The sequence below is a fragment of the Paenibacillus woosongensis genome (assembly GCF_030122845.1).
Lineage (GTDB): Bacteria > Bacillota > Bacilli > Paenibacillales > Paenibacillaceae > Fontibacillus > Fontibacillus woosongensis_A.
Window position 1 is genome coordinate 3,375,647 of the sequence record NZ_CP126084.1, and the last position, 13,441, is coordinate 3,389,087.

Consider the following 13,441-nt stretch of genomic DNA (forward strand, 5'->3'; position numbering starts at 1 on the left):
TTAAAGCACCTCCGACTGGGAAGCATCATCTTGAAAGATAGCTTCATCACGGCGAATCATGTATGCATAGCCCTGCTCGACAAGAAAGAGCTGACGGCGCAGGGCAAAATGCTGCTCCCTGCTGTCCGCGGAAACCAAGCTATAGAAATATGCCTTTTCTCCCGTCGCCTTCGGCCGCAGTAACCGGCCGAGCCGCTGCGCTTCCTCCTGTCTTGAGCCGAAGCTGCCTGAGATCTGCACGGCCACTGACGCATCCGGCAGATCTACGGCAAAATTGGCTACTTTGGAAACGACAAGTACTTGAATCTGCCGTTCGCGAAACGCCTGGAACAGCCGGACTCGCTCCTCCTGCGGGGTACTGCCTGTAATAAGCGGTGCCTGAAGCACGCATGCTGCCTGGGCAAGCTGCTGTAAATATTGGCCGATGACGAGGATTTGCCGGCCTTCATGCAAGCGCAGCAACCGCTCCAGCCAGGCGGTCTTCCGGGAATTTTCGGATGCGATTCTAAACTTCTCGCGCCCTTGCGCGGCTTCATACTTTTCCCTTAAGGACGGGGCCATCGCAACCTGAATCTCCTGGCATTCGACCCTGGCGATATACCCGGTTCGCTCCAATTCGCGCCAAGGCACCTCATAAAGTTTAGGTCCGATCAGCGAGAAGACATCCCGCTCGCAGCCGTCTTCCCGGACGAGCGTAGCCGTCAGCCCGAGGCGCCGGGTCGCTTGAATATCAGCCGTAGCCCGGAATACGGGAGCCGGGAGCAGGTGCACCTCATCGTAAATGATCAGTCCCCAATCTCTTTCGTTGAATAAGCGCATATGCTGAAAATCGCCGTCTTTTTTCGTGCGGTGGGTTAAAATTTGATATGTTGAAACGGTAACCGGACGTACCTGCTTCTTGTCGCCGGAATATTCCCCGATCTGTTCGGACGTCAGCGTCGTCTTCTGGCAAATCTCAGTAATCCATTGCCGTACGGAGGTTACATTCGAGGTCAGGATCAGCGTTTCGCATTGCAAGCGCTCCAGTGCGGCAAGCCCTACTATCGTCTTTCCAGCCCCGCACGGCAGCACGATCACTCCGCTTCCGCCATGTCCCGCCTGCCCTTCGGCCGGATTCACCCGGCCGGCAAACGCATCGACGCCTGCTGCCTGGTAATCCCTCAGTGCAAATGGTTGGCCATCCCCAGCCACGCTCCTTAGAGCGACCGGCAATGTATGTCCGCGATGGTACCCCGCTTCATCGATGACGGGATAACCTAGACGTGCCGCCTCCTGCTTCAGCAGGCCGCGAAACACCGCTGGAAAGCACAGCCGGAATCCGTCCCGCTGCAGCCTGAAAGAAGCCAGCGACGGTTCCCTCTCCAACTGATCCAGCAGGGCCGGGTTCGAGTAACGAAGCTCAAGATAGAGCATGCCTGGAGCACCGTCTGTTCGAATTAAAGCCAGAGAGCCGTAACGAGACATCCACATGCGGATGTCGGAAAGCACCTTACCCGGTACCTCCCATCTCGACAGGCAGCACAGCATCTCCACGACATCGTCCACCGTTTGGCCACTCGCTGCAGCATTCCATAAAGATAGCGGCGTAATTCGGTATGTATGAAACATGGCCGGACTTTTGACGAGTTCTGCAAAGAGAGCCAGCTTGTTTTTGGCCTGTTCGAAGCCGGGATGCCCCTTCTCCAGAAGAACCGTAAAATCACGCTGCACGATGCACGCTCCCGTTCCGTTCATCCCATAAAGCCTCCTTATTCCTTCCAAAAGTCTGTGATATGGAAAAGAAGAAGCCCGCAAGCATGATGCGAACCTCTTCTCTTAAATTGGCCTTAGCATGACTAGTGGACTTGGTGGGAAATATCGCTCAGCGCATCGCCGGCTTCATCCGCAAAATTGTTGCGTACAGCCATATCCCCAAGCGACACGATCCCGATGAGCCGTTCTCCTTCTGTAACCGGCAGGCGGCGAATTTGCTGCTCCGCCATCATATCCGCAGCCTCGTCAACCGGCGTGTCCGGCGAAGCGCAGCGGATGCCCCGTGTCATAACCGTCTCTACGGCTGTAGAACCCGGATGCTTCTCCGCAATCGCCCGAATGACGAGATCACGGTCGGTAATAACTCCGATCAGCCGGTCTCCATTTTCGACGACGGGAATGAAGCCTGTATCATTGTTTTTCATTTTTACCGCAACCTCATAGATATTGTCCTTTGGCGATACGGTAACTACTTGGTCAGTCATGATATCCTTTACTTTTCTCATTATGCCATCCCTCCATCATCTAGATTTCCTAGGAGGGAGCTATATTATGCATGATCCTTCAAATGCTGCTTTCTTGATAAGCTTCCGCCATCGCGATCAAAAGGCTTGCCGCATGCAGCATCGCCTTTTCATCGATATCAAATTTTGGATGGTGGTGCGGATACATCGCATTCTTCTCCGGATTTCCGGCTCCTACAAGCATGAAGCAGCCGGGAACCCGCTGCAAATAGTAAGCAAAATCCTCGGCAGGCATAATTTGCGGAGAGAGCTCGCTTGACAGCCCGGTCTCCCGCTCCGCAACCTCCCGAAACCTCTCATATTCCTCCGGATGATTGACCAGGCTCGGATAGCCGGTCATATAATCGACCGTCACGCCCGCCCCATAAGCCTGTGCCGTCCCTTCAGTCAGCTGCTCGATCCGTTCGCGGATTATCCTGCGGGTCTCCTCTTGGAAGCATCGGACCGTACCGGCCAATCGGCATGTGTCGGCAATGACATTCTGAGCCGTCCCCCCATGAATGGAGCCGATCGTCACGACAGCGGGATCCAGCGGATTGACTGAACGGCTGACGACACTCTGCAGCTGGAGAACAAGCGCTGCCCCGGCAACAACGCTGTCCACCGCGGCATGCGGCATGCCACCATGGCCTCCGCGGCCTGACAGCTCGATGAAGAATTCATCGGTCGAGGCCATCATCGGCCCGGGCCGGCTGGCCGCCGCGCCTACCGGGATTGGCGTCCACAAATGCACGCCGTAAATCACGTCCACGCCATCCAGCGCCCCGGCCTCAATCATGGACAGTGCCCCGCCCGGACAGACCTCCTCCGCCGGCTGAAAGATGAGCCGGATTTCGCCCTGAAGCGTCTCTCTCCGGGTGCTGAAATATTCGGCAACCCCGAGCAGAACGGCCGTATGGCCGTCATGTCCACACGCATGCATAACGCCGGGAACCAAAGACGCATATTCGCACGTCTTCTCGTCCTGTATCGGCAGTGCATCCATATCAGCACGCAGCGCAACCGTCTTCCCCGGCAAATGGCCGCGAACGGTGCCTACAACCCCGTTCCCTCCGATCCCCACCGCTGCATCAATGCCCAGCTTCTTTAGCTCATCAGCGATGTATGCCGCCGTTTTCTGTTCCTTGAACGACAATTCCGGGTGGCGGTGCAAATACCGTCTCCGCTCCACCATAGCCGGAAACAATGATTTTAGCGTTTCCTCTCTCATGGACTTCCACTTCCTTCTTCATCAATCACGCATCAAACTGCCGGCAGCATGCCCGCCGGCATACGATATGTATTATTGTAGCAGAAAAATCAGCGCCCTCAATATAGGGCAAATCACGATAAACAGCGTCCCTTCACCCTTTTGAAGCGTTTCCTATGCTTGCACAAGTGGTGGAAACATAATATCATGGGAGAAGAACTTTTAAGGAGGCATTTTACACGATGATTCTCGAAAATACCGGTTTGAACGGATTAAAGAGCGACTTGTCCTATTTGGACGAATCCGCAGAGAAAGTCGGGTTTATTCGCTGGCAATGGGAATATTACCGGGCTACATACGATTACAAAATAGAAGCAAATGATAACGAGTACTTCCTTCGCATTAACACGCGGGCTGTAGAGGGCAAATTGGAGCGTCCGGACACGGTTCTGGAAATTGAAGCGGTCTATATCGGACGGGCTACATTCCCGCACGGGCTGGAATACGAATCGGAAATTCCGTCATTCGTACAAAAGACGGCCAACCTAAAGCTAACCGAACTGAAGCAGCTTCTAGAGGCATAAGGAATTTGGCATGAGAGACAGCAAATCAGAGCCCAAACGCGGAGCTCCCGATTTTCAACTGCTCATCCTCACCCTGTTATTGGTTGGCTTCGGGATCGTCATGGTTTTCAGTTCCAGCTCCAGCATTACTTTGGTAAGTGAAAAATTTGGTTATGATTTGATGTACTTTACGAAACGTCAAATAGCTTTTGGAGGAGTCGGCCTGATCCTCATGTTCATTACGATGAACATTCCTTATGACAAATTCAAGAAGCTTTTTGTTCCGGTTTTTATTGTAACTATTATTATGCTTATGCTTGTTCCATTTTTAGCTGACGATATCTTTGGGGCAAGAAGCTGGTTTATGATCTTCGGCCTCGGCGTTCAACCTACCGAGCTGGCGAAAATTGCTACGATCCTTTATCTGGCTGCTCTGATTTCAAAGAAAGGGGATCGTTTTCGGGATTTAAGAACAGGCTATATTCCCGTGATGGTCATCGTCGGATTTGTGGCTGGTCTTATCATGCTGCAGCCCGATTTTGGCTCATGCATGATTCTGGTCGCTACCGCAGGCCTGATTATATTTGCCGGCGGAGCAAATTTGAAACATATTTTAGGTTCTATCGCTTTGCTTATCCTTGGAGCCAGCATCGTACTCGGTGCCGGCGCCCTTTTAGAGCAAATTAATCCAAGCGAGAAACAAGCAGGCAGCAACTATAAAGTAGGACGAATTACATCATTCATTAACCCTTGGGAGGATCCGCAGCACACAGGATATAACATTATCCATTCCTTAACTGCGCTAGGACATGGCGGCTTAACAGGAGCAGGATTCGGCCAAGGCATTCAGAAGCTGCATTACCTCCCGAATTCCTATAATGACTTTATATTCTCAGTCATTGGTGAAGAATTCGGTTTCATTGGAAGCATTATTTTCCTATTGTTATACACCTATTTTATATGGAGGGGACTGCTGGTCTCACTCCGCTGCTCCAGTACGTTCGGCTTGCTGACCGGCGTTGGGATTATGGGACTCATCGCCATCCAGGCCTTCGTTAATATCGGAGGCGTAACGCGAACGATCCCCATTACCGGCGTAACCCTGCCATTCATCAGCTACGGCGGCTCCTCCCTGCTGGTCATGATGGGAGCAATGGGCATTGTCCTCAGCATCTCGCGCGACTCCTCCCTGCCTGCAAAGCAGGAACGAACCAAATCGGTCGTTGTAAAGGATCCATCGTATGAGCTGAGCCATCCGAGACGCCGCCATTTATAGCAAGAACGAAAGAAGACTACGGGATCCCCGTAGTCTTCTTTCTTCCATACCGGTTCGGTTCTGAAATTCTCGAACGATCTATGTACCGTCACGCTGCACGATCAGATTTCATCATCCTTGAATGCAACGCCTTCAACTTTCACATTGACTTCCACGGTTTTAAGTCCTGTCATGCTTTCGACCGCTTCACGAACATTTTGCTGAAGCATCCGGCACACCTCGTGAATCGGCGTCTCGTACAGCACAATAATACGGAGATCAATTGCCGCTTCCAACTGACCGACTTCTACGGTGACGCCCTTTTGCACATTTTTGCCGCTTAACCGCTTCGCCCAGCCTTCGGACAAGCCGCCAGACATAGCCGCGATTCCCGGCGTTTCCAGGGCCGCCATCCCGGCGATTTTTGCAACGACGTCGTCTGAAATTCGAATAAGCCCATTATCTAACTGTAATTGTTCGGTCATGGTCAATTCCTCCTTCAACCTCATTATATTTATTGTAATTCCTATGCTGCTGTAAAGCAAATGTGGAATATTCTTTTGGTGTATCGTTTTTATTTTACCCAAATTGGTTATATTGAGTTTGATATATTCACGCAAAGCCGAGGTGCCAATATGCGAAAATATGTATCGCCAAGCCTGTTGATCATTTTCTTTATTTTAAGCGCCGCAGGGCATTACGCACACTGGCCGGCCACCCTGCAGTTTATCATTTCCGCCGTTGCTGTCATTTTTGTTGCCGGATTTCTGGGAAAAGCGACCGAAAGCGTAGCTCATTATGCCGGACAGCGCCTGGGCGGATTTCTGAACGCAACCTTCGGGAACGCTGCGGAGCTGATCATCGGCATTCTGCTCGTTCGCGAAGGATTATTCGACATGGTCAAAGCGAGCATTACCGGCTCGATTATCGGAAATCTGCTGCTTGTCCTCGGTTTAAGCCTGTTCGCTGGCGGATTAAAGCATAAAATACAACGGTACAACGTATCACTGGCGGGCATGAACGGCTCGTTGATGATCGTGGCGATTATCGCCTTGTTTGTACCAGCTATTTTCCTGCAGACGCACGTCCTCCATGAAGAGGACCGGACTGCGCTTAGCCTCGTCGTCGCCGGAATCCTCATCGCTTCCTATTTGCTATGGCTCGTCTTCTCCATGATTACGCATAAGGATTATTTGGCCGATGTCACGGAAGCCGGCAAAGGAGCGGACAATGGAGCTGCCGCCGAAACAGACAGCATCGCCCTGGCTACTGCAGGGGGCTCGCATGAATTGCCGCCCGCATGGTCCAAAGGCAAATCGATCACGTATCTCGTCCTGGCAACGATCATGGTCGCTTTTGTCAGCGAATGGCTCGTTGGAACATTGGATACGTTCACAGAGCGTTTCGGTCTTAGCGAAATATTTGTCGGTGCCTTCGTTGTCGCTATCGTCGGGAACGCAGCAGAACACAGCGCAGCCATTTTACTCGCCATGAAAAATAAGATCGGCGCCTCCGTAGAAATCGCCGTGGGCAGCAGTCTGCAAATCGCTTTGTTCGTTGCTCCGGTGCTGATTTTTGTCAGTCACCTCTTCGGCCGGCCGATGGACATCGTGTTCACTGTAATTGAGCTTGCAGCCATTGGCGTGTCCGTCTTCATCGCCAAATCGATTACTCAGGACGGACAGACGAACTGGTATGAGGGCCTGCTCCTGATTGCTGTCTATGCAATTCTGGGGGTCTCGTTCTACCTCGTATAACGCCGTAAGAACGTCAGGGCGGCCATCACAGCGAAACAAACAAAGAAAGCGTACATCCCGGCGATAACGGGATTGTACGCTTTCTGTGGTATGTAAGCCTGTTTCTATTAACAGGCTACTCTTTATTATTCATCGCTTCGTATAACAGGGCCAAATTCCGCTCTAGCTTGTTCAAAATTTGTTTGCCTGTTGACTCTTGAATGAGCCCGACACGAACCGCGTAGTCAACCTGTCTGGAGAAACCATACATCTGGGTATCCAATACTTCCTCATAGAGAGGGCAGTAACGCGTAGCCAGGTTCTCCATCTGCACTTCGATCAGCTTCTGTATTTTATCCGCATCTTCCTGCAGAAGATTTAATGCTTTCAGATTCAGTTGCTCCTGCAAATCAGATGAAGTCATGTTTCTTCCCCCCTATGTCCCTAAAGTCGATCACTCATCTACTCTATTCTTAATATTAGACGAAATCGAAAGCCAATACAAGAACCTCTCTAAATAATCCCTTTCCCAAGTCTCCCCAATTGGGTAAGACGTTTCGCACATCCCGGAATGATACTTCTAATATGTTCAAAAAAGCACCCTTGCCTGCATCGGCAAGAGTGCTTCTTCGAATGAGCGATTATTCGGCAACTACCTTCACATTCAAGCCGTGCTTTGCAAACACTTCAGATACGGCAGCCTTCGCGGCATCCGCATCTGGTCCGTGAACATGAAGCTCATAGCTTTGCGTGTTTACCAGCGTTGTGAAGAGACCCAAAATACTTTTTACATCGATGTACTTATTATCTGCTTGAAGAACGATGGATGATGAAAATTTGCTCGCAGTTTGAGCAATTTCAACTACCGCTTGATTGTTGTTCGCCATTTCGAATCCCTCCGCGTCTAACTTTGGAATAAATATATTACCATGATACATTGAATCCGCTTCCCTAGCAAGGTATATTCTCTCTATTTCAGGTTCTCCGGATTCAACGCCTCCAGCTCAGGCACTACAAATATTCCGTCTTTGCGGATGAGCACGTCATCGAAATAAATTTCCCCGCCGCCGTATTCCGGACGTTGGATAAGCACCAGATCCCAATGTATGGAGGATTTGTTCCCGTTAAATGCCTCTTCATAAGCCTGGCCCGGCGTAAAATGAAGGCTGCCGGCAATCTTCTCGTCAAACAGAATATCCTTCATCGGGTGCAAAATGTACGGATTGAAGCCGATCGCAAACTCGCCAATATAACGTGATCCTCCGTCCGTATCGAGGATTTTGTTGAGGTTGTCCGTATCGTTGCTCGTTGCCTCCACGATTCTTCCATTCTCGAAGCGGAACTTGATGTTCTCGAACGTAATCCCGTTATACAAAGTAGGCGTGTTATAGCTGATCGTACCGTTTACCGAATCTCTGACTGGCGCCGTATATACCTCGCCGTCCGGGATGTTGCGCTCTCCCGAGCACTTGATGGCTCCGATTCCTTTAATGGAGAAGGACAAATCCGTACCAGGGCCGGTAATCCGGACTTTATCCGTGCGCTTCATTAGATCGGCTAATGCATCCTGCGCCCGGTCCATTTTGGCGTAATCCAGGTTGCATACATCGAAATAGAAATTCTCGAAGGCTTCGGTGCTCGCGTTCGCCAATTGCGCCATGCTGGCGTTTGGATAACGAAGGACGACCCATTTCGTATGCTTCACCCGCTGCTCGCTATGTACAGGATGGGAATAAAGCGAATTGTACAGCTTCATTTTCTCCTCAGGAACATCGGACAACTCGTTCACATTCGTGCCGGCCCGGATACCGATATAGCAATCCATCTGCTTCATCCGGTTAAGGTCAATTTCTGCCCAGGTTTTCATCTGTTCCTCGTTTGCATATTTGAAAAGCGAACGCTGCACTGTCCGGTCGGTCAGCTCCACAAAGGCATTCCCGCCCTTTCTGCCAACCTCTTCAACAATCGCGATCAGCAAATCCCTTTCATTGCCGATCATCTCCACGAGCACGTTTTCTCCTGGCTGAACGTTAACGGAATAGCCCACCAAATTTTCCGCCAATTTCTGTATTCTTGGATCTCGCATACAGACTTACGCCTCCTCTAATTTAGATAAGCAGCATTCCCATCTTGACAGGAAGCTGCTCTGTTAGTTGAACGCTGGTTAATTCGTTTTCTATTGTAGCACGGTCTGCCGCTCTCTTCCAAGAGATTAGGAGATATTCGAAAAATAACCAGCTTGCTATTTATAATCAAATCGGTTATCTGTACGCAGCATCTCCTGCTGCGGAGCACCTTGCGGGCTCAAATACGCTATCCTCGATTCGGAGGTCAGGCGCATCGGAAGCCCTGTCTTCGAATTGAGGGTTAGATGGTATACAGCTTGAATCTCAGCTTGATTCAGCATTTCGGCAAGCTGTTTATTTCCCGCACTCCAGATCTGCTCCGACTGGCTAGCCAGCTTCGCCCGTTCCGCATTCGGCAGCTTGGCAAGCTTGCTTTCCCATTTCTGCCTTACCTGCTTCATCTCTTCCTCCAGCTCACTGCCAATCAAAGCCTGTGCATCCGCGGCATCAAGTTCAATCCGCAGCACCTTCGTTCCTCTGGCTGCCCCGCTCTCCAGCTTGATCGATTTCCGGGCATTGCGGATATGCTCCAGCTGTTCCAGCGGGTTAAGCCGTACCAGCCCCTTGCCCAGCGACTCTTCGTCAGAAACAATATGCCAGCGCCGTCCCTGCGCCACAAGCTTCGTTTCATATTTTTCCCCCGGGCGAGTCCCCGATGCCAGCAGGCTTCCCTTGCTGCCGGACGCCCCTTCCGCAATGACGGTCCGCATGGTCAGGCGGTGATGGTCATCCAGCCTGCCGCTATAGTTTAAATTTTGTTCCAGTACCCCCTGCTCTCCGCGCCATAATGCCGCTTTGCCCTGAAAGGTCAAAGCATCTACGCCGGCCAGGCCAGACCACGCGTGATTAAACCATTGCTCGCCGCTTCGCGCCTCCTGCAGGCGGCAGGACGACATCAACACTGCAGCCATCAAGCAAAAGCTCGCTAAGATGAACCTGTGAAGTAGACCCATGATGCTGATTCCTCCCTTAGGATAAAGCCTGTTAGCTGTAGGCTGTCCCTGCCCAAAGAATCTATGCGCCAGCACAGCAAAAAACTGCCTCACTACGTGAGACAGTCATCATGAAACAGCACTATATTATTTAACCCGCCTGCGTTTGATTTCTGCCGTTATTTTTCGCTTTGTACAAAGCCATATCCGCCTGGTAGAACAATGATTCAACACTGATCCTGTCATCATCCCGGGTCCATTCGGCAATGCCGCACGATACAGTCACCTTCGGTTCGGTCTCCTGTTCTACGCGCAAACGAATCATCTCCGCGATCTGCAGCCCGTGCTCCATGCTCGCTCCCGGCAAGTACAAGGCAAGCTCTTCGCCGCCCCACCGGGCAGCGATATCCGTCTTGCGTATCGTGCTCCTGATAATCGAACATACCTGCTTCAGGATCTTGTCTCCGGTTTGATGCCCGTACGTATCATTGATCCCCTTAAACTGATCGATATCGACGACAATCAATGAGCCGTTGGTGTCCTTCTTCTGAAATTCCTGAATCGTATCATCCAAATAATGCCGCGCATACAGTCCTGTGAGCATGTCCCGATTGGCCATCCTACGTACTTCCGCATGCAGAGAAGCATTAGCGATTGCAAGGCCGATATGGGAAGCCAGCACCTGCAGCAGCTTGTAATTCTCATAAGAGAAAAACCGTTCTTCCCGGTGGGAAAGCATAATAACGCCGTTCACCTCTCCCCTGACGATCAAAGGAGCGGCAATCAGGGAGCGGGAGTCCGTGATTTCCATCATTTTAGAAGAAAACTTGCCATAGGCCTTGTAATCTGACAGAATAATCGGCTCCTGCGTCGAGTAGACCAACCCGCTAAAGCCGTAATCCTTCGGAAAAAACTCCTTGGACAACGACGGCACATTGCTGGACATGATTTCGAAATGCTCGTTTTCTTTGGTGATTTGCGAGATGCAGCAAAATTCGGCTTTAAAAATCGACAGCAGCTCTTCCGTCGCGAATTTAAAAACTTCTTTGGGACGGAGACTTTGATTGAGCCGTTTAGTCAATTCATTGATTAGCCGCAGCTCGCTGATCAGCAGATTGGATTGCTCGTACAGTTTCGCGTTCTCGAAGGCAGTCCCCGCCGTATCGGCCAGCATGCTGATGAGCTGTAAATCGATTTCCTCTACCTGATCCTTAGGCAGCAGCAAATGAAACACCCCGTAAACGCCCTGCTTGCCGATGAGAGGAACCGCAATTTCTATGTAAGGCTCGCCCTCTGTACTCTGCAGCTCTTTGCGCAGCATCCTGCCTTCCATAAAAGCCCTAACGCAGATATGCTCCTGCTCTCCGTGCAGCAGAAGCGACTTGACCCTCGGATCGCGGCTGACGTGATCCTGTGACATGAGCAGCTCGGCCTTGGCATCTGGATACATGCCGGCAATTCTCTCGAACACTTCCGACAAAATGGAATCGACGTCGATTTTGCCATACAGCTTCTGAACGACCTGGAACAAGATGGAGCGACGATGCTCCTCGCGTTTGGTCTGTCTCTGGATGCTCAGCAAATCAAGCACGAACCAGGAATGGAATCTCTTATAGAAGCAGGCCCGGAAATAATGGGCGTTCATTTTTGCCAATATGAGCGAAGCATCAGCACTTATGCCTTCATCCAGCACGCAGCCGAATACGGCGAACAACTGCCCGTTACTCCGCGTTAAGACCGGTACGGCAATGCAGCTGAAGCATTCGAAGGAACGGACGGTACATTCAAGGCTTTGTACGGTGGCGGCGATCGTCTCGGCCACGAGCTCCGGGATCGGCATGTCCGCATCGATGATCGTCCCGGTATGATTGGCCACAAACCACCATCCCCCGTCAAGTTCAAGCAATCCGGAAATCTCCTGCTTCCAATCCGCGTAGCCTTTCTGTATGAACGGTTCAATATATGAATAATCATGCTCTGTTATATCGAGTTGTTCCAGCCAACTCATATGCTCACTTGCTTCCTCAAATAGCACAGACAGCGAAGAATTCGGAATTGTATCTATCATCGGGTCGTCTCTTGATTGTTTGGCCATAGGAAAACTCCTTTTCGTCGCACTTGGAATACGGCGATTTATTGGTAACCTAAGCTATTCAACTCTGTCCATGTATAACAGCTGCTCATGTTTGTCTCGTCCGTCCAGTCAGTTTCGCTCCTTGATTCTTTTTTGTGACTATATGTTTATTTTACTATCTTCCGTCCCTTTTTGCATTAATTTTACTCCATTCCGTCATACTTTTTTAGGCCGAAAGCCCTATCGACATAAACTACGTTTTTTACCGCTTTTCATACAAAAAACCCATCTTGACTTTATCCGATGATTTCATATAATATATATTGTTGAAGAAGACTGGATAGGTCTTTGATTAGGGCGTAACGCATGCGGCACCCTCTGGATTTTGTTGCTGTCGGGACAGCGGCTGAACTTTCCTGACAGATAAGCGTAATTATCTTCTATCCTTCGCTTACTAAACAAAGTCCGCGCAAGTAGAACCCTATAGCGAAAATTTCAAATTAAAGGAGTCTACCTATACAATGGCACGTTACACTGGTCCTAAATTTAAACTTAGCCGCCGTCTTGGCATTTCCTTGAGCGGCACTGGAAAAGAATTGAAGCGCCCATTCCCTCCGGGACAACATGGTCCAACCCAACGGAGAAAAATCAGTAACTACGGTATGCAGCTTCAAGAAAAACAAAAGCTTCGCCACATGTATGGTCTTGGCGAGAAGCAATTCCGCACTTTGTTCAACAAAGCTCAAAAAATGAGCGGTATCGCGGGTGAGAACTTCATGTTCCTCCTCGAGACTCGTTTGGACAACTTGGTATACCGTCTGGGCTTTGCCAACTCCCGTGCAGGCGCACGTCAATTGGTATCCCACGGACACGTTACCGTTAACGGCAAAAAAGTTGACATCGCTTCTTACTCCGTAAGCACTGGCGACGTAATCGGTCTTCGCGAAAGAAGCCGCGGTCTTTCTTCCATTAAGGAAGCCTTGGAGAACCGCACTCACATTCCTGCTTACCTTGAGTTCAACGACCAAGCGCTGGAAGGCAAATTCATCCGTTTGCCAGAGCGTTCCGAGTTGTCCCAAGACATTGACGAGAAGCAAATCGTCGAGTTCTACAACCGTTAATAAGCTTCACAAAACCGACTCGTCCGCAAGGATCGGGTCGGTTTTTGTATTTTCTGCCGAGCAATGCATTTTAGCTAGTTATAAAATACATACTTTTTACAAGTCCAGAACCGTGATTGTCAGGCCAGAATCATTTTTTTCTGCGTGGCCAATCTTTGAAAGAGCATTC

The 13,441-nt window shown here is 50.5% G+C and carries 13 protein-coding genes; 4 read left to right on the forward strand and 9 right to left on the reverse strand.

Translation table 11 applies throughout. From position 1 onward, the window contains the following. From QNH46_RS15550 to QNH46_RS15560, 3 genes are all read right to left on the reverse strand, one after another. Positions 1-1,734, reverse strand: a complete 1,734-nt coding sequence (locus QNH46_RS15550) for a DNA repair helicase XPB (protein ID WP_283925103.1) — start codon at positions 1,732-1,734, stop codon at positions 1-3. A 101-nt stretch (positions 1,735-1,835) separates the two neighbouring features. Beyond that, positions 1,836-2,258 carry a CBS domain-containing protein gene (locus QNH46_RS15555; RefSeq protein WP_283925104.1) on the reverse strand — a complete coding sequence of 141 codons (423 nt, stop codon included), beginning with the start codon at positions 2,256-2,258 and terminating at the stop codon, positions 1,836-1,838. Between the two features lie 58 nt (positions 2,259-2,316). Continuing rightward, positions 2,317-3,486, reverse strand: coding sequence for an amidohydrolase (locus tag QNH46_RS15560; protein ID WP_283925105.1), 1,170 nt, complete (start codon positions 3,484-3,486; stop codon positions 2,317-2,319). Positions 3,487-3,707: 221 nt separating this feature from the next. Here QNH46_RS15560 and QNH46_RS15565 point away from each other — a divergent pair, with 221 nt between their 5' ends. Further along, complete coding sequence (locus tag QNH46_RS15565; protein WP_213590446.1) at positions 3,708-4,049, forward strand: YugN family protein; 342 nt, start codon at positions 3,708-3,710, stop codon at positions 4,047-4,049. A 10-nt stretch (positions 4,050-4,059) separates the two neighbouring features. Then, positions 4,060-5,304, forward strand: coding sequence for a putative lipid II flippase FtsW (ftsW, locus tag QNH46_RS15570; protein WP_283925106.1), 1,245 nt, complete (start codon positions 4,060-4,062; stop codon positions 5,302-5,304). A 101-nt stretch (positions 5,305-5,405) separates the two neighbouring features. Here the strand turns inward: ftsW and QNH46_RS15575 are convergent, their stop codons facing one another. Next, positions 5,406-5,768, reverse strand: coding sequence for an Asp23/Gls24 family envelope stress response protein (locus QNH46_RS15575; RefSeq protein ID WP_155610298.1), 363 nt, complete (start codon positions 5,766-5,768; stop codon positions 5,406-5,408). A 150-nt stretch (positions 5,769-5,918) separates the two neighbouring features. Here QNH46_RS15575 and cax point away from each other — a divergent pair, with 150 nt between their 5' ends. Next, entirely contained in the window at positions 5,919-7,040 is a 1,122-nt protein-coding gene (gene cax, locus QNH46_RS15580; RefSeq protein WP_283925107.1) for a calcium/proton exchanger, read from the forward strand. Between the two features lie 115 nt (positions 7,041-7,155). On the opposite strand, the gene QNH46_RS15585 is transcribed toward cax, so the two are convergent. The 5 genes from QNH46_RS15585 to QNH46_RS15605 form a co-directional block, all read right to left on the reverse strand. Beyond that, on the reverse strand, positions 7,156-7,443 hold the full coding sequence (locus tag QNH46_RS15585; protein WP_055107555.1) for an Fpa/YlaN family protein: 288 nt from the start codon (positions 7,441-7,443) through the stop codon (positions 7,156-7,158). Between the two features lie 217 nt (positions 7,444-7,660). After that, positions 7,661-7,906, reverse strand: a complete 246-nt coding sequence (locus QNH46_RS15590; RefSeq protein ID WP_155610300.1) for an HPr family phosphocarrier protein — start codon at positions 7,904-7,906, stop codon at positions 7,661-7,663. A gap of 83 nt (positions 7,907-7,989) precedes the next feature. After that, positions 7,990-9,105 (reverse strand): aminopeptidase, encoded by a 1,116-nt coding sequence (locus QNH46_RS15595; protein WP_283925108.1) that lies wholly within the window; start codon positions 9,103-9,105, stop codon positions 7,990-7,992. A gap of 156 nt (positions 9,106-9,261) precedes the next feature. After that, complete coding sequence (locus QNH46_RS15600; RefSeq protein WP_283925109.1) at positions 9,262-10,056, reverse strand: hypothetical protein; 795 nt, start codon at positions 10,054-10,056, stop codon at positions 9,262-9,264. 172 nt (positions 10,057-10,228) lie between these two features. Next, positions 10,229-12,172: a sensor domain-containing diguanylate cyclase gene (locus QNH46_RS15605; RefSeq protein ID WP_283925110.1), complete on the reverse strand. Its 1,944-nt coding sequence runs from the start codon at positions 12,170-12,172 to the stop codon at positions 10,229-10,231. Between the two features lie 500 nt (positions 12,173-12,672). Between QNH46_RS15605 and rpsD the strand changes: the two genes are divergently transcribed. Beyond that, on the forward strand, positions 12,673-13,272 hold the full coding sequence (rpsD, locus tag QNH46_RS15610; RefSeq protein ID WP_283925111.1) for a 30S ribosomal protein S4: 600 nt from the start codon (positions 12,673-12,675) through the stop codon (positions 13,270-13,272). Positions 13,273-13,441: the final 169 nt, after the last annotated feature.